The sequence below is a fragment of the Variovorax sp. CCNWLW225 genome, assembly GCF_037204045.1.
Taxonomy (GTDB): Bacteria; Pseudomonadota; Gammaproteobacteria; order Burkholderiales; family Burkholderiaceae_C; genus Variovorax.
Genome location: NZ_JBBCBV010000017.1, coordinates 38,319 through 53,584 on the forward strand (window position 1 = coordinate 38,319; position 15,266 = coordinate 53,584).

Here is a 15,266-nt window from a genome sequence, read left to right on the forward strand (position 1 = left end):
TGGCCTGGTGGGCCGTGGCGCTGTGGCTGGCCTTGCCATGTGCGAGCGCCATGCAGCCGCCGGGTGCGGATGCGGCTGCGGGGCAGCCCGATGGCGCCGTCCACATCACGCGGGCCGAGTTGCTGTCCATCCCGGGTACGGGTTATTCGGCCCCGCCGCGACGCATCGAGGAAGCCAGGCTGCCGGTCGACGGATGGCTGGAAGTCAGCCTGCCGCACACGGCCGAGCGCGAACTGGTTCCCACGTCGTCAGGCGGTGTGAACACCATCACCGATTGGTACCGCATCGAGCTGGCCGGCCTGGCGCCATCGGCAGCACAGCCGCGCCTTCTCTACCTGCCGCGTTGGAAGACCCTGGGCCGCATTGCGGTGTACGGCGACGGCGTGCTGCTCTACCAATCGCAAGGCAGCGCCGTGCACAACGGCTACAACCAACCCTTGCTTGTGCCGCTGAACGCGGCGGCCAACACGCCTTCTCCGCGCTCGGTGCTGATTCGCATCGATCGCCTGCGAAGCAGCGGCAGCGGAGTTTCGACGGTGTGGGTGGGTGACCAGCACTCGCTCGGCTGGCGCTACCAGGTGCGCCAGTTGCTGCAAGTGCAGTTGCCGTTCATGGGCAGTGCCGCATTCCTGGCGGTGGGCGCATTCGCGTTTGCGGTGTGGCTGGGCCGGAGGCGCGAATTGCTCTACCTGCTGTTCTTTGCCATCTCGGCACTGGCCTACTTACGCACGCTCCACTATTTTGTGAGCGGCGACTACCTGCCGATTTCGGACGAATGGTTCGAATGGATCACCGTTGTCTCGCTGCTCTGGCTGATCATCCTCATCCACCTGTTCTTGCAGCGCTTGCATCAGCAGCCCTCGGCCTGGCTGACCCGCTTGTCTGTCGTCCTGGCATTGGCCTGCAGCGTCGCGACCCTGCCGCATGCATCCGAGGCGATGCCGAGTCTCTATCTGTTCACGCCGCTGCTCAACCTGGCGGTGCTGCCCGTTGCGGTACTGATCTTTGCCGTGAACCTGCGCAAGGCATTGCGTGCGAAGCTGCCCGAGGGGCGCCTGGTGGCCGGCTGGGCGGTGGCGGCCGTCGCATTCACCTCGTATGACGGGCTGCTGCAAAACAACCTGGTCAGCCCGGAGAGCGTGTACACCTCTCCCTACGCCATCATCAGCCTGTTCTTCATCTTCTCGTACATCATGTTCCAACGGTATACGGGCGCGTTTGCCGAAGTGGCCCGGTTGAACAAGGGGCTGGCGCAACGCCTGCAGGCGCGCGAAACCGAGCTGGAGCAAAGCTACCAGCGGCTGCGCGTGGTCGAGAACGAGCAAATGCTCGGCGCCGAGCGCCGGCGCCTGATGCAGGACATGCACGACGGGCTGGGGTCTTCGCTGATCAGCGCTATTCGCTCGGTCGAGCAAGGCGCCATGACCGACAGCGAGATCTCCGGCGTGCTCAAGGGCTGCATGGACGACCTGAAGCTTGCCATCGATTCGATGGAGAGCGTGGATGCCGATCTGTTGCTGTTGCTGGCCACCTTGCGCTTTCGCCTGGCACCACGCATAGAGAGCGCCGGCCTCGCGCTGCGCTGGGAAGTGCAGTCGGTGCCCGCGCTGTCGTGGCTGAACCCCGGCAGCGCACTGCACATCTTGCGCATCATGCAGGAGTGCGTGGCCAACGTGCTGCGCCACACCCGGGCCACCACCATCCGCTTCAGCACCGCAACGGACGGGCAGGGCGTATGCGTGGTGATCGAAGACAACGGCGAGGGCTTTGCCGTGGAGGAGGCCCTGCATCGACGAGGCCGGGGATTGCGCAACCAGCAGCGGCGCGCAACGGCCATCGGCGGCACCGTCAACTGGGAGTCCGGCAGCGCCGGAACGCGCTTCACGCTCTGGTTGCCGCTTGAACAGGTCGCCGGCACCGAATTCGTTCCCCAGTAATGCACCCGCCGCCCGCATATTCGAGCAGCCCAACTGGCTACCATGCGGTTTCTCCCAGCCGACAATCGTTCCATGACCCTGCGCATCGTTCCCAAATGCTGAGTGCTCCTGGTATCGGCTGCCACTTCGGACAACGGCTCGCATCGCAGTACGGCATCGACGCGGTTCAGTCCTTCGTGAGCAGGTCACGGCGTGGCTGCGAACTGGGCATTGCGCGCATGCGCTATGAACTGCCGCATCTCTTCGTGCTCGCGCCCCTGCCCACCGAAGACGCGTTCCTGCTCAGCGTGGAGATCAATCCGGGCGGCAGCCGGCGCATCATCCGCGACGGCAAGAGCCGGCAACTGGGCCTGCAGCAAGAGGGCGCTTTTCACATTGCCGATCTTTCGCGGCGCGCCTCGGCCTACGTGAGCAGTCCCTTCCATTCGGTGTTCTTCCATCTGCCGCGCGCAACCATCGATGCGTTCACCGAAGAAATGGAAATGCCGCGTGTCGACCGGCTGGGCTGCGCCGCGGGCACGCTCGATCCGGTGGTCGCCCATCTGGGGCGCGCCATGCTGCCGGTGCTGATGCATCCGCAGGATGCGAGCCGGCTGTTCGTGGAACACATGGCGCTGGCGCTGAAGGCGCATGTGGTGCATGCCTACGGCGGCGTGGCCGGGCCGGCGCCGGTGCAAGCCCGTGGCCTCGCGCCCTGGCAGGAGCGCCGCGCCAAGGCGTTTCTCATGGAGCACCTTGCCGGGGACGTGTCGCTGGGCGACGCCGCGCGCGAATGTGCGCTGTCGCGCAGCCACTTCAGCAAGGCCTTCAAGCAGACCACGGGGCATACGCCGCATGCATGGCTTGTAGCGCAGCGCGTGCAAGCGGCGCGCCGCCTGCTGGGGCAGCCGCATCTTCCGATCGCGGAGATTGCCACCGCCTGCGGCTTTTCCGACCAGAGCCATCTGACGCGGGTGTTCACCGCGCACATGGGCACGTCTCCCGCGCGCTGGCGGCGCTTGAACGCGGGGTGATCGCGGGTTGATCGCGGGCTGATTCGCGCGCGGCCCGGACGGGTTCAGGCCGATCTCGGCAGCAGTGCCGGAACCAATTGCCGGTTCAGCTGCTTCACCCACCACTGAAGCGCCTTTCCCTTGGCGCCGGTCTTCCATGCAAGCCAGAACGCCTCGGGTGCGCGGGGCTCTTCGGTTTGCAGCTCGATGAGCGTGCCGCGCTTCAGTTCGCCCTCGATGCAGGCCCTCGGCAAAAAGCCGTGCCCCAGGCCCGCGGCCTGGCAGGCGATCTTCGCGGCCATGCTCGGCACCGCCACGCGGTGCTGGCCGGCAAGCAGCCCCACGGTGCGGTCGGAGAGGGTGCGCGCACTGTCGCTCACCACGATGGCGTTGTGTTCCAGCAGATCGCCGCGATGCAGCGGCCGCTCGAGCCGGGTCAGCGGATGCGTGGGCGCCACGCAGAACGCGAACTCGAGGCTGCCCACCATCACCGCCTGGTAGCCCCCGCCGGCCGGTCCTTCGCCTGCGGCAATGACGATGTCGGCGCGCCCTTCGCGCAATGCCTCCCATGTGCCGGTGAGCGCCTCGCACCCGATGCGCAGCCGCGTGCCGCAGCGCAGCGCCTCGAACGCGCGAATGTCGTCGATCAATGCCTGCGTAGGAATCAGCGAGTCGTGCACCAGCCGCAGCTCCGATTCGAACCCGGTGGCGATCTGCCGCATGCGCGATTCGAGATCGCCCGCGGCGCCGAGCAGCCAGCGGCCTTCCTTCAGCATTTCTTCGCCGGCCGCGGTGAGTGTCACGCGCGGCCCGTTGCGCACGAACAGCAGCATGCCCAGCTGCTCCTCGAGCTTGCCCACGGCGTAGGAGATGGTCGAGGGCACCTTGTTCAGGCGCGTGCCCGCGGCGGCAAACGAGCCGTGGCGCGCAATGGCGTCCACCAGTTCGATGGCTTCGAGGCTGAGCTTGAGCACGGCAAGTCCTTCAAGAATTGAATCATCGAAAAATTCGATGATTGACGGCTAAAAGTTTCGTCAACAGGCCTTGGTGAAAGAAAGATGATTCAGCCATGCCTCGGAGATTCTTCTCCGAAGCGATTGTGAATCACATCGAACCAAGCAACCACCAAGGACCTCAATCATGTTGGAAATTCGCAGCGCCAATGACCGCGGACTTGCAGACTTCGGCTGGCTCAAGTCCCGCCACACCTTCTCTTTCGGCCACTACCACGACCCGGAACAAGAGGGCTTCTCGGACCTGCTGGTGATCAACGACGACCGCGTGCACCCCGGCCGCGGCTTCGGCACCCACCCGCACCGCGACATGGAAATCTTCTCGTACGTGCTCGACGGCGCGCTCGAGCACAAGGATTCGATGGGCACCGGCTCCGTCATCCGCCCCGGCGACGTGCAGATGATGAGCGCCGGTACCGGCGTGCGCCACAGCGAGTTCAATTCGTCCGCCACCGATCCGCTGCACTTCCTGCAGATCTGGATCGTGCCCAATGCCAAGGGCGTTGCACCGCGCTATCAGCAGGTGCACTTCGCGCCCGAAGAAAAGCGCGGCCGCCTGCGGCTGATCGTCTCGCCCGAAGGTACCGACGGCTCGCTTGCCGTGCACCAGGACGCCCGCGTTTACGCCGGCCTGTTCGACGGCGATGAAGCCGCCTCGCTCACGCTCGGCCCCGATCGCCATGCCTATGTGCATGTGGCGCGCGGCAGCGTGGAAGTCAACGGCCAGCGGCTGGGAGAGGGCGACGGTGCGCGGGTGCGCGGCGAAGAGCGGCTCGACCTGGCGCGCGGCCAGGGCGCAGAGGTGCTGGTGTTCGACCTGCGCCCGAAAGAGTTGCCTTCTTTCTGACATTGCACATGCGCCCGTGGCCGGCGCGGACGGCAAATGTCCAAACGGCCTCACTAATCGACAAGACAGGCATCGGCGCCGAAACGACGATGCATGGCAACGCAAGACCTAAATTTTTTCACCAACTCACGGAGAGTCCCATGTCCATCAAAGCCACCCCCACCGCCGGTTCCAAGCTGCTGACCCCCGCCGACCACACGCTGGTCATGATCGACTTCCAGTCGCAGATGGCATTTGCCACGCACTCGATCGATGCGGTCAACCTGCGCAACAACGCCGCCCTGGTCGCCAACGCGGCCGCCGGCTTCGGCGTGCCGACCATCCTCACGACCGTGGCCGAGAAGAGTTTCTCGGGCCCGATGTTCAGCGAGATCACCGATGCCTTCCCGGGCCAGAAAATGCTCGACCGTACCTCGATGAACACCTGGGAAGACGCCGCGGTGATCGACCGCGTGAACGAGATCGGCAAGAAGCGCATCGTGCTGTCGGGCCTGTGGACCGGCGTGTGCATCGTCGGCCCGGCACTGTCGGCCATCGACCAGGGCTTTGAGGTGTTCGTGATTGCCGACGCTTGCGGCGATGTGTCCACCGAAGCGCACAACCGCGCCATGGATCGCATGGTGCAGGCCGGCGCGCAGCCGATGACCTCGCTGCAATACCTGCTCGAACTGCAGCGCGACTGGGCCCGCACCGACACCTACGAACTCACCACCGGCATCGCGAAGAAGTTCGGCGGCGCCTACGGCCTGGGCGTGACCTACGCCAAGACCATGTTCGGCGCCCACGAAGGCTGATGGCCAGGTGAACGGAATGAAGCCCTACGTCCTGTCGCTCGCGCTCGGCCTGCTGGTCGGTGTGATCTACGCACTGTTCCAGGTGCGCTCGCCGGCCCCGCCGGTCATTGCCCTCGTGGGGCTGCTCGGCATCTTGCTCGGCGAGCAGATCCCGCCGCTCATCAAGAGCGTGATCAAGCCCGATGCCGTGGCCACCTCGTGGCTGCGGCACCAGGTCAAGCTGCATGTGTTCGGCGAACTGCCGCAATGCGCCAAGGCCGAAGCCGGCACCGCAGCCGGAAAGAAGGACGTCTGACATGGCCGGCACCACCGCCCCTCAATTGATCCTGCACAACGGCCGCTTCACCACGCTGGACCGCGCCAACCCCGTGGCCGATGCCGTCGCCATTGCGGACGGCCGCTTTACTCGCGTAGGCCGCGCGCAAGACATCCTGCCGCTGGCGGACGGCGGCACCCGGGTCATCGACCTGCAGGGCAGGCGCGTGCTGCCGGGCCTCATCGACAACCACCTGCACATCATTCGCGGCGGGCTCAACTTCAACCTCGAGCTGCGCTGGGATGGCGTGCGCAGCCTGGCCGACGCCATGGCGATGCTGAAGCGCCAGGTCGCGATCACGCCCGCGCCGCAATGGGTGCGCGTGGTGGGCGGCTTCACCGAACACCAGTTCGTTGAAAAGCGCCTGCCGACCATCGAAGAACTCAACGCCGTGGCACCCGACACGCCGGTGTTCCTCTTGCACCTGTACGACCGCGCGCTGCTCAACGGCGCGGCGCTGCGTGCGGTGGGCTACACCAGGGACACGCCGGCACCGCCCGGCGGAGAAATCGTGCGCGATGCAGCCGGCAACCCGACCGGGCTGTTGCTGGCCAAACCCAACGCGAGCATCCTCTACGCCACGCTGGCCAAGGGGCCGAAGCTGCCTTTCGAATACCAGCTCAATTCCACGCGCCACTTCATGCGCGAGCTCAACCGCCTTGGCGTGACCGGCGCCATCGACGCAGGCGGCGGCTTCCAGAATTTTCCTGAGGACTACCAGGTGATCCAGCAGCTGGCCGATGCCGGCCAGCTCACCATTCGCCTGGCCTACAACCTGTTCACGCAAAAGCCCAAGCAGGAGAAGCAGGACTTCCTCAACTGGACGGCCAGCTCCAGGTACAAGCAGGGCGACGACTACTTTCGCCACAACGGCGCGGGCGAAATGCTGGTGTTCTCGGCGGCCGACTTCGAAGACTTTCGCCAGCCGCGGCCGGACATGGCGCCCGAAATGGAAGGTGATCTCGAAGAAGTGGTGCGCGTGCTGGTGCAGAACAAGTGGCCGTGGCGCATGCACGCCACCTACGACGAAACCATCGACCGCGCGCTCGACGTGTTCGAGAAGGTCAACCGCGACACCCCGCTCGCGGGCCTGAACTGGTTCTTCGACCACTGCGAGACCATCTCCGAAAAATCGATCGACCGCATCGCCGCGCTCGGCGGCGGCATTGCCGTGCAGCACCGCATGGCCTACCAGGGCGAATACTTCGTCGAGCGCTACGGCGCCGGTGCGGCCGAAGCCACGCCGCCGGTGAAGCGCATGCTCGAGAAGGGCGTGAAGGTGTCCGCGGGCACCGACGCCACGCGCGTTGCCTCGTACAACCCGTGGGTGTCGCTCTCGTGGTTGGTCACCGGCAAGACCGTGGGCGGCATGCAGCTGTACCCGCAGCGCAATTGCCTGGACCGCGAGGCCGCACTTCGCATGTGGACCGAGAACGTGACCTGGTTCTCGAACGAGGTCGGCAAGAAGGGCCGCATCGAAGCCGGCATGCTGGCCGACCTGATGGTGCCGGATCTCGACTTCTTCGCCTGCCCCGAGTCCGAGATTGCCGACACCACGGCGCTCCTGACCATGGTCGGCGGCAAGGTGGTGTATGCCGCGGGGCCGTTCCAGCCGCACGACGAAGGCGCGCCGCCGCCGGCCATGCCCGACTGGTCGCCGGTGCGCAGCTTCGGCGGCTATGCCGGCTGGGGCGATACCGAGGGCGCGCCGCTGCAAAAGGCGATGCGCCGCGCGGCCATGGCCTGCGCGTGTGCCAACAACTGCAGCGTGCACGGCCACCAGCATGCAACCGCCTGGAGCAGCAAGCTGCCGATTGCCGACCTGAAGAGCTTCTGGGGCGCGCTGGGCTGCGCCTGCTGGGCGGTGTGATGGCCATGCGCTGGACCACTTCACCCGCGGTGCGCTGGGTCGCCTTGCTGCTGCTCTGCGCGGCCTACCTGCAGGGCGGCATCAACAAGGCCATGGACTTCAACGCGGCCATCGCCGAGATGAACCACTTCGGCCTGTCGCCCGCCGCGCCGCTGGCGGTGGGGGTCATCATGCTGGAGCTGGGCGCCTCGGCGCTCATTCTCACGGGCTTCCTGCGCTGGCTCGGCGCGCTGGCGCTGGGCGGCTTCACGCTGATGGCGACCTTCGTCGCGCTGCGCTTCTGGGAAATGCCGCAGCCCGAGCGCTTCATGGCCGCCAATTCATTCTTCGAACACCTGGGCCTGGTCGGCGGCTTTGTGCTCGTGGCTTGGCTCGACCTGAAGGAGCGCACCCATGACTGATTCCCCCAAGGGCGCTGGCGCTTCGCCGCCCGGCGCTTTCGCTCCCCTGCGCCAACCGGTGTTCGCGGTGCTGTGGGCGGCCACTGTGCTCGGCAACATCGGCAGCTTCATGCGCGACGTGGCGAGTTCGTGGCTGGTGACCGATCTCTCGGCCAACCCGACCGCGGTGGCGCTGATCCAGACCGCGGCCACACTGCCGATCTTTCTGCTGGCGATTCCGGCGGGCGTGCTCTCCGACATCCTCGACCGGCGGCGCTTCCTGATCTTCGTGCAGCTGGTGCTCGCGGCCGTGAGCGGCACCCTGCTGGTGCTCTCCCACACCGGCGCGCTCACCGTCGAATACCTGATCGCGCTGACCTTCGTCGGCGGCATCGGTGCGGCGCTCATGGGGCCGACCTGGCAATCGATCGTGCCCGAGCTGGTGCCCCGCAGCGACTTGAAGAGTGCGGTGGCGTTGAACTCGCTGGGCATCAACATCGCGCGCTCCATCGGGCCGGCGGCAGGCGGGCTCATTCTCGCGAGCTTCGGCGCCGCGGTGACCTATGGCCTGGATGTGCTGAGCTATGTGTTCGTCATTGCGGCGCTCATCTGGTGGAAGCGCCCCGCGGCCGCCGACACCGGTCTGTCCGAAAACTTCTTCGGCGCCTTCCGCGCCGGCATCCGCTACACGCGGGCGAGCAAGGAGCTGCACGTGGTGCTGCTGCGCGCTGCGGTGTTCTTTGTGTTCGCAAGCTCTGTGTGGGCGCTGCTGCCGCTCGTGGCGCGCCAGATGCTCGGCGGCACGGCGGGCTTCTATGGTGTGTTGCTCGGCGCCGTGGGCGCGGGCGCCATCGGCGGGGCGCTGCTGATGCCACGGCTGCGCGCGCGGCTCGATGCCGACGGCATGCTGCTGCTGGCTTCGCTGCTCAGCGCTGCCGTAATGGGCGGGCTGGTCTTTGCACCCCCGCAATGGCTCGCGGTGGTGCTGTTGTTGCTGCTGGGGCTGGGCTGGATCATCGCGCTCACCACGCTCAACGGCGTGGCGCAGTCCATCTTGCCCAACTGGGTGCGCGGTCGCGGGCTGGCGGTGTACCTCACGGTGTTCAACGGCGCAATGGCGGCCGGCAGCCTGGGCTGGGGCCTCGTCGCGCAGCAGATCGGCGTGCCTTACACGCTGGTGGCGGGCGCCGTGGGCCTGGTGGTTGCGGGCCTCATCTTTCACCGGGTGCGCCTGCCCACCGGCGAAGCCGACCTGCAGGCCTCGAACCACTGGCCCGAGCCGCTTTTGGCCGAACCCGTGGCGCATGACCGCGGGCCGGTGATGGTGCAGGTCGAGTACCGCATCCGCAAGGAAGACCGGCCTGCGTTCATGGAAGCGATGAAGCGCCTGTCGCTCGAACGCCGCCGCGACGGCGCCTATGCATGGGGCGTGACCGAGCACACCGGCGACGCGGAGCGCGTGATGGAGTGGTTTCTCGTCGAGTCCTGGGCCGAGCACCTGCGCCAGCACCAGCGCGTGTCGCATGCCGATGCCGACCTGCAGAACGAAGCGGTGCGCTTTCACATCGGACCCGGAAAGCCCGAGGTGCACCACTTTCTTTCCCTCTGATTTTTCGATGTCGGCTTTCTTTTTCCTTTCTCCTTTCCCTCAACTCCACTACCACTGAAAAACCATGACCACACTGACATTGCGCGACGGCACCGAGCTCTACTACAAGGACTGGGGCACGGGGCAGCCCATTTTCTTCAGCCACGGCTGGCCGCTCAGCGCCGACATGTGGGACGCGCAGATGCTGTTCTTCGCGGAACGCGGCTACCGCGTCATCGCGTTCGACCGCCGCGGTTTCGGCCGCTCGAGCCAACCCTGGACCGGCTATGACTACGACACCTTTGCCGACGACATCGCCGAGCTGATCGAAAAGCTCGACCTCAACGACGTGATCCTGGCGGGCTTCTCGATGGGCGGCGGCGACGTCACCCGCTACATCGCGCGCAAGGGCAGTGCGCGCGTGGCAAAGCTTGCGCTCATCAGCGCCGTGACGCCGCTGTTCATGAAGACCGAAGACCACCCCGTGGGCCCCGACGCATCGCTGTTCGCGGGCATTCGTGCCGGCCTGGCCGCGGACCGCCCGCAGTTTCTCGACGACTTCAGCACGCTCTTCTACGGCACCAACCGCCCGGGTGCCAACGTGTCGCAAGGCGTTTTCAAGCAGACGCTGCAGATCGCGCTGCAAGCCTCGATCAAGGCCACGATCGACTGCGTGACCGCGTTCTCCGAGACCGACTTCCGCCCCGACATGGCCAAGATCGACGTGCCCACGCTCGTGATCCACGGCGACGACGACCAGGTCGTGCCGATCGACGCCACCGGCAGGCTGGCAGCCAAGATGATCAAGGGCAGCCAATTCAAGGTGTACGCCGGTGCGCCGCACGCCACCTGCACCACGCACAAGGACCAGGTCAACGCCGACCTGCTCGCGTTCATCCAGGGCTGATCGCTACACGGGCCATCAAAAGCCTGGCCGCGGCGGCGCTGTGTCTGCAACCCGCATCCTGCGCCGCCAGATGCCTGGCGGCACGCCGGCATGCTGCGAGAAGACACGGGAGAAGTGGCTTTGATCGGCAAAGCCGCAGGCCGCGGCAATGTCCGCCAGCGAAGCGCCGGCGTTCATGAGGAGCGCGCGCGCGTGCTCCAGCCGCTGCGCAATCAGCCATTGATGAGGCGTGCAGCCGGTGGTCTCGCGAAAGGCATGAATGAAATAGCTGCGCGACAGCCCGCATGCGTCGGCGATCTCGGTGATTGAAATGCTGCCGTCGAATTTGCTGCGCAGCATTTCCTTGGCGCGCGCCTCGTGCGAGCGCGACAGGATCCGGTTGGTGCGGGGGGCCGACGTTGCCGCGCCGCCGTAGGTTTCGACGAGATAGCTCGTCATGGCAACACTCAGCTGCTCGACGAACAACATGCTCGCGCCGGCGGGGTTCTCGAGCGCCGGCGCCAGGGCCTCGGCAAGGTTGAGCAGCACCTCGTCCCGGACGCCCGCCACATGGGCCAGGCTGCCGACGCGCTTGCCCGGCTTTTCCTCGATGGCCCGGTCCAGGCTGGCCTGCGATATCTCGAGCAGCACAAAATCGAAAGGGCGCCGGATGTCGGCACGATAGCGTTCCGAAAAACCGCGAATGTAGATCGACCCCCTGTCGAAGTCGTGGCACGAGGCATGCCGCCCGGCCACGATGCGCCGGCTGTGGCCGTCGCGCATCGAGATGCCGAGCAGCACGCCGCGAGCGCTGGGCTCCGTCTCCACATGGTGGAGGTGAGGCTGGGCCATGGTCTTGCGGTGGATTCCGACGCCGTTTGCGCTCAGGCCCTGGTCCCGTTGAAGATGGCTGGACATGCACCCGAGCGTGTCTTTCGGTGCCGGCGTGACTCGCAGCGGCGATGCTTGCGGAGCGGGCGGAAACGGGATTCTGCTTTGCGCCAGACGGTCGCTTTCAACATGCATGGGTGGACGGAACAGGGAAGGGGAGTCGGCAAGCCTATCAGGAGCACGGGCATTCGAAGCCGCGCCGGGAGCTTCCGGTAGACTGTTTGCATGCGTCGGCGCTTCGCGATGGTTCTTCTGCTGCTCTCTGCCTTTTGGCAGGCCTTTGCCATGGCCGGGCAGACGACGGCGTTCGCGGATGCGCAGGAAATCGGGCACGCCGTTCTTCACTGGCAAGGCGAAGCCCACCATCATCACGATGACGGATCGGTCGCGCTGGACGAGTCCGACGAATCCCTGCAGCACGTTGCCGCCGATGGTTGCCTGGGCAGCTCGGCAGTCTGGGCGACCATGTCGTTCACCTTTGCGCCGGCCGTCGGCGCACCGCCGCTGGCGGTGAACGAATTGCCAAGAGCCGGGCCGCATCCCGACGGCCCTCGACGACCTCCAAGACTGACCGCCTGAAAACGCCCTTGCTCACCCAGCGCTTGCGCGGGTGGGTCGTTTTCATGCAGGCGAAACCCGCCGGACGATGCTGTGCCTTGGTGCACGCGATCCGCGGGGCTCCTCGCCTCCACGTCAGTCAGGAGTCTTGTGAAACCCGTTCCATGGTTCGTGTCCTGCGCCGTCGCAGGAAGCGTGCTTCTGGGAGCCGCGCCCGCAACTGCGCAGGCGCCCGTTCCTTCGTCCTTTTTGCCGGCCGGCGTAACGCTCGGCCACGCCCTCGAGGCCGCCTGGCAGCGTGCCGTGCAGGCCCGGGAATCGGATGCGCAGGCCCGGCGCGCCCGGGCCGAGCAGACCGCCGCGTCCAGCCTTTGGGCAGCGCCGCCCGCGGTCGAGCTGAACCATCTCAACGACCGTGCGCACTCGAATGCGGGGCGGCGCGAAACGGAAGTCGGTCTTGTCTGGCCGCTCTGGTTGCCCGGCCAGCGCGACGCGCGCGCCGCGGCGGCCGACGCCGAGTCGAAGCTTGCCGACGCCGCAACGCAAGCCGCCCGATTGCGCGTGGCCGGCCAGGTGAGGGAGGCGGCGTGGAAGCTGTCGGCAGCCCAGGCCGAAGCCGCTTCGGTGGCCGCGCAGGCGCGCTATCTCCAAGGCATTGCCGACGACGTGCAGCGTCGCGTCCAAGCCGGCGATCTCGCACGAGCCGATGCACTGGCGGCGCGCGCCGAGCTTCTGGATGCCAGATCCGCGCAGAGCGACGCCGACCAGCGCGTGCAGGCCGCGCGCGCGCAATGGAAAACGCTGACCGGGCTGGAGGCCATGCCGCGCTTGCAGCCTCCGCCGGCGGCGAGCCTTGCCGATATGCCCACCGAAGAACACCCGGAACTGCGCCTGGCCGCGCAGGCCGTCGAGCGTGCGCGCAAGCGGCTGGATTCAGTCAACCTGTCGCGCCGCGACCCGCCCGAGCTCTCCGTCAAATACCGCGAGGAATCCCCCGGTTTCGGAGAGGCGGCGCAACGCGGCATCGGAATCGGCCTTCGAATCCCGTTCGGCACCGACAGCCGCAACGCGCCGTTGCAGGCGGCGGCGGTGGGCGAGCTCGACGTGGCCGAGGCCACCGAGCAGCGTTTGCGCGAGCGGCAAGACGCTGACCTGGCCCTGGCGCGAAGTGCGCTCCAGAGCGCCGCGCAGCAACTCGACGGCACTCGCGATCGCGCAGGGCTGCTTCGTGAACGCGCCCAACTCGTCGACACGTCATTCAAGGCCGGCGAGACCTCGCTCCCCGAACTTCTGCGCGCCGCCAACGCGGCGGCGCAGGCCGATGCGGCACTCGCACGCCAGCAGGCCGCCCTGGGCCTTGCCCACGCCCAACTCCAACAAGCACTCGGACTTCTTCCATGATCGATTCATCGAACGCCACACAGCGCAGGTGGCATCAACGCCTGGTGCTACTCGCAGCGGCCCTGTTCCTTTTCTTCGCAGCCGGTGCCATGGCATCGCCTGGGGCCCATGGCCCGAATGGCGAGCATCTCGATGGCCCCACCCAGGCGGCGTCCGGCGCGAGCAAGGCACCACGCATGGAAGCCAGGTCGGAGGCCTTCGAACTGGTCGGCCAACTGCGCGATGACGAGTTCTCGATGCTGATCAACCGCTTCGAGACCAGCGAACCCGTGCTGGACGCAAAGGTCGAGATCGAGACCGGCGCACTGAAGGCGCCCGCAAAGTTCCACGCGGACATGGGCGACTACGCGGTGGACGATGCGGCGTTTCTCAAGGCACTGAAGGCCCCCGGCGCGCATGCGGTGGTGGTCACCGTCGTGGCGGGTGCCGAATCCGATCTGCTGGAAGGCACGCTCACGAGCGAAGGCGCCGACGCGCATTCGCATGAAGACGGGCACGGCCATGGAATGCCGACGACGGCATGGCTGGTCCTGGCGCTCGTCGCGCTGGGTCTTGTGATCTACGCGCTGAGCCGCAGGCCCGGCGGCCGCACGGCAACACGCTCTGGAGACGCTCGATGAAGCAGATGACTTTTTCAGCGCCGCGGTGGATGACGCGCAATCACCGGTGCGCAGCGCTCGGCATTCTTGTCGCCCTGCACCTCGCCGCCCTCGGCACCGCATCCGCCGCGCCAGGCGCCCACGGCCCCAACGGCGAGCACCTGGATGCGCCGACCGGTGGAAGCACCTCCGGCCTGGCCCGGCTGCCCGACGGAAGCGTGCAGGTGCCGATGCTGGCGCAACGGCGCATGGCCGTACGGACGGTGCTCGCGAACGAAACCGAGGCCCACGCGACCGTGGAGCTTTCCGGCCGCATCGTGATGGACCCGAATGCCGGCGGGCGCGTGCAGCCGGCGCACGGCGGGCGGATCATGCCGGGGCCGGCGGGGCTGCCGGTGGCGGGGCAGGCCGTGCAGCGCGGCGAGGTGCTCGCCTATGTGCAGCACCATGCCGAGCCCTATGCACTCGCGGCGCAGCAGTCGCAACTGACCGAGTTGCGAAGCAACCGGGAGCTGGCGGCAAAGCGTGTGCAGCGCCTGCAGTCGCTCGAGGGCACCGTGCCGCGCAAGGAGATCGAAGCCGCCCGGGCCGAGCTCGAGAGCCTCACGGCGCGAGAGAGAAGCATCGATGCCAGCCTGGGCTCGCGGGAGGCACTGACGGCACCTGTCGCCGGCGTCGTCGCGCGCGCCGATGCGGTCGCCGGGCAGATCGTCGAAGCGCGCGACGTGCTGTTCGAAGTGATCGACCCCAGCCGCGTGCTGGTCGAGGCGACGACCGCCGACCCGGCATTGCCGACACGAGTCGGCGACGCCTTCTTGCAGGGCATTCCAGGTGTCAGGCTGAAGTTGCTCGGTGCCGCGCGGTCCTTGCGCGACGGCGTGTTGCCGCTGACCTTTCGCGCGCAGCCCGAGAAGGCGGGCACCCCGATGCCCCTCGCGGTCGGTCAGCCGGTCACGGTCGTCGCATCGCTCAACGAGCGCATCAAAGGGTTCGTCTTGCCCGCGCAGGCCGTCGTGCGCAACAGCGCCAACGAGCCGATCGTCTGGATCAAGTCCGGCGCCGAACGCTACATACCGCAGCCGGTGCAATACCGCGCGCTCGACGCCGCCACCGTGATCGTTACCCAGGGCCTGGGCGCCGACAACCGCGTGGTGGTGCAAGGCGCACCGCTCATTGCGCAGATCCGCTGAACGG

14 protein-coding genes are annotated in these 15,266 nt (G+C 67.0%); 12 read left to right on the forward strand and 2 right to left on the reverse strand.

Annotated elements, in window-relative coordinates; genetic code table 11:
* Window positions 1-50: 50 nt before the first annotated feature.
* Together V9L20_RS22070 and V9L20_RS22075 are read left to right on the forward strand one after the other, a co-directional pair.
* Complete coding sequence (locus V9L20_RS22070; RefSeq protein WP_337298278.1) at window positions 51-1,937, forward strand: sensor histidine kinase; 1,887 nt, start codon at window positions 51-53, stop codon at window positions 1,935-1,937.
* Window positions 1,938-2,032: 95 nt separating this feature from the next.
* Window positions 2,033-2,950: an AraC family transcriptional regulator gene (locus tag V9L20_RS22075; protein ID WP_337298240.1), complete on the forward strand. Its 918-nt coding sequence runs from the start codon at window positions 2,033-2,035 to the stop codon at window positions 2,948-2,950.
* Between the two features lie 44 nt (window positions 2,951-2,994).
* Here V9L20_RS22075 and V9L20_RS22080 read toward each other — a convergent pair whose 3' ends face one another.
* Window positions 2,995-3,903 carry a LysR family transcriptional regulator gene (locus tag V9L20_RS22080; RefSeq protein ID WP_337298241.1) on the reverse strand — a complete coding sequence of 303 codons (909 nt, stop codon included), beginning with the start codon at window positions 3,901-3,903 and terminating at the stop codon, window positions 2,995-2,997.
* Between the two features lie 166 nt (window positions 3,904-4,069).
* Between V9L20_RS22080 and V9L20_RS22085 the strand changes: the two genes are divergently transcribed.
* The 7 genes from V9L20_RS22085 (at window position 4,070) to V9L20_RS22115 (ending at window position 10,644) form a co-directional block, all read left to right on the forward strand.
* Window positions 4,070-4,789, forward strand: a complete 720-nt coding sequence (locus tag V9L20_RS22085) for a pirin family protein (RefSeq protein WP_337298242.1) — start codon at window positions 4,070-4,072, stop codon at window positions 4,787-4,789.
* A gap of 140 nt (window positions 4,790-4,929) precedes the next feature.
* A complete protein-coding gene (locus tag V9L20_RS22090; protein ID WP_157612132.1) occupies window positions 4,930-5,583 on the forward strand; it encodes a hydrolase in 654 nt (217 codons plus the stop codon).
* A gap of 16 nt (window positions 5,584-5,599) precedes the next feature.
* Window positions 5,600-5,878 carry a DUF1427 family protein gene (locus V9L20_RS22095; protein WP_337298243.1) on the forward strand — a complete coding sequence of 93 codons (279 nt, stop codon included), beginning with the start codon at window positions 5,600-5,602 and terminating at the stop codon, window positions 5,876-5,878.
* A gap of 1 nt (window position 5,879) precedes the next feature.
* The gene (locus tag V9L20_RS22100; RefSeq protein WP_337298244.1) at window positions 5,880-7,769 is read left to right on the forward strand and encodes an amidohydrolase; all 1,890 of its coding nucleotides are present in this window, start codon (window positions 5,880-5,882) and stop codon (window positions 7,767-7,769) included.
* A gap of 5 nt (window positions 7,770-7,774) precedes the next feature.
* Window positions 7,775-8,170, forward strand: a complete 396-nt coding sequence (locus V9L20_RS22105) for a DoxX family protein (protein ID WP_337298245.1) — start codon at window positions 7,775-7,777, stop codon at window positions 8,168-8,170.
* Entirely contained in the window at window positions 8,163-9,758 is a 1,596-nt protein-coding gene (locus V9L20_RS22110; RefSeq protein ID WP_337298246.1) for an MFS transporter, read from the forward strand. Before V9L20_RS22105 ends, V9L20_RS22110 begins: the two co-directional genes overlap by 8 nt.
* A 64-nt stretch (window positions 9,759-9,822) precedes the next feature.
* Window positions 9,823-10,644: an alpha/beta fold hydrolase gene (locus V9L20_RS22115; protein ID WP_337298247.1), complete on the forward strand. Its 822-nt coding sequence runs from the start codon at window positions 9,823-9,825 to the stop codon at window positions 10,642-10,644.
* Between the two features lie 15 nt (window positions 10,645-10,659).
* Here the strand turns inward: V9L20_RS22115 and V9L20_RS22120 are convergent, their stop codons facing one another.
* Window positions 10,660-11,934 carry a helix-turn-helix transcriptional regulator gene (locus tag V9L20_RS22120; RefSeq protein ID WP_337298248.1) on the reverse strand — a complete coding sequence of 425 codons (1,275 nt, stop codon included), beginning with the start codon at window positions 11,932-11,934 and terminating at the stop codon, window positions 10,660-10,662.
* A gap of 333 nt (window positions 11,935-12,267) precedes the next feature.
* Here V9L20_RS22120 and V9L20_RS22125 point away from each other — a divergent pair, with 333 nt between their 5' ends.
* The 3 genes from V9L20_RS22125 to V9L20_RS22135 are packed head-to-tail and all read left to right on the forward strand — an operon-like array spanning window position 12,268 to window position 15,262.
* On the forward strand, window positions 12,268-13,473 hold the full coding sequence (locus V9L20_RS22125) for a TolC family protein (protein ID WP_337298249.1): 1,206 nt from the start codon (window positions 12,268-12,270) through the stop codon (window positions 13,471-13,473).
* Window positions 13,470-14,093: a hypothetical protein gene (locus tag V9L20_RS22130; RefSeq protein WP_337298250.1), complete on the forward strand. Its 624-nt coding sequence runs from the start codon at window positions 13,470-13,472 to the stop codon at window positions 14,091-14,093. Before V9L20_RS22125 ends, V9L20_RS22130 begins: the two co-directional genes overlap by 4 nt.
* A 5-nt stretch (window positions 14,094-14,098) precedes the next feature.
* Window positions 14,099-15,262 (forward strand): efflux RND transporter periplasmic adaptor subunit, encoded by a 1,164-nt coding sequence (locus V9L20_RS22135; protein WP_443098618.1) that lies wholly within the window; start codon window positions 14,099-14,101, stop codon window positions 15,260-15,262.
* Window positions 15,263-15,266: the final 4 nt, after the last annotated feature.

What these genes read in the sequence shown, in the direction of transcription:
- V9L20_RS22070 (WP_337298278.1), top strand. Translation starts at nt 51, where the DNA reads ATGCAGCCGCCGGGTGCGGATGCGGCTGCGGGGCAGCCCGATGGCGCC.
- V9L20_RS22090 (WP_157612132.1), top strand. Translation starts at nt 4,930, where the DNA reads ATGTCCATCAAAGCCACCCCCACCGCCGGTTCCAAGCTGCTGACCCCC.
- V9L20_RS22100 (WP_337298244.1), top strand. Translation starts at nt 5,880, where the DNA reads ATGGCCGGCACCACCGCCCCTCAATTGATCCTGCACAACGGCCGCTTC.
- V9L20_RS22085 (WP_337298242.1), top strand. Translation starts at nt 4,070, where the DNA reads ATGTTGGAAATTCGCAGCGCCAATGACCGCGGACTTGCAGACTTCGGC.
- V9L20_RS22095 (WP_337298243.1), top strand. Translation starts at nt 5,600, where the DNA reads ATGAAGCCCTACGTCCTGTCGCTCGCGCTCGGCCTGCTGGTCGGTGTG.
- V9L20_RS22105 (WP_337298245.1), top strand. Translation starts at nt 7,775, where the DNA reads ATGCGCTGGACCACTTCACCCGCGGTGCGCTGGGTCGCCTTGCTGCTG.
- V9L20_RS22115 (WP_337298247.1), top strand. Translation starts at nt 9,823, where the DNA reads ATGACCACACTGACATTGCGCGACGGCACCGAGCTCTACTACAAGGAC.
- V9L20_RS22110 (WP_337298246.1), top strand. Translation starts at nt 8,163, where the DNA reads ATGACTGATTCCCCCAAGGGCGCTGGCGCTTCGCCGCCCGGCGCTTTC.
- V9L20_RS22075 (WP_337298240.1), top strand. Translation starts at nt 2,033, where the DNA reads ATGCTGAGTGCTCCTGGTATCGGCTGCCACTTCGGACAACGGCTCGCA.
- V9L20_RS22135 (WP_443098618.1), top strand. Translation starts at nt 14,099, where the DNA reads ATGACTTTTTCAGCGCCGCGGTGGATGACGCGCAATCACCGGTGCGCA.
- V9L20_RS22130 (WP_337298250.1), top strand. Translation starts at nt 13,470, where the DNA reads ATGATCGATTCATCGAACGCCACACAGCGCAGGTGGCATCAACGCCTG.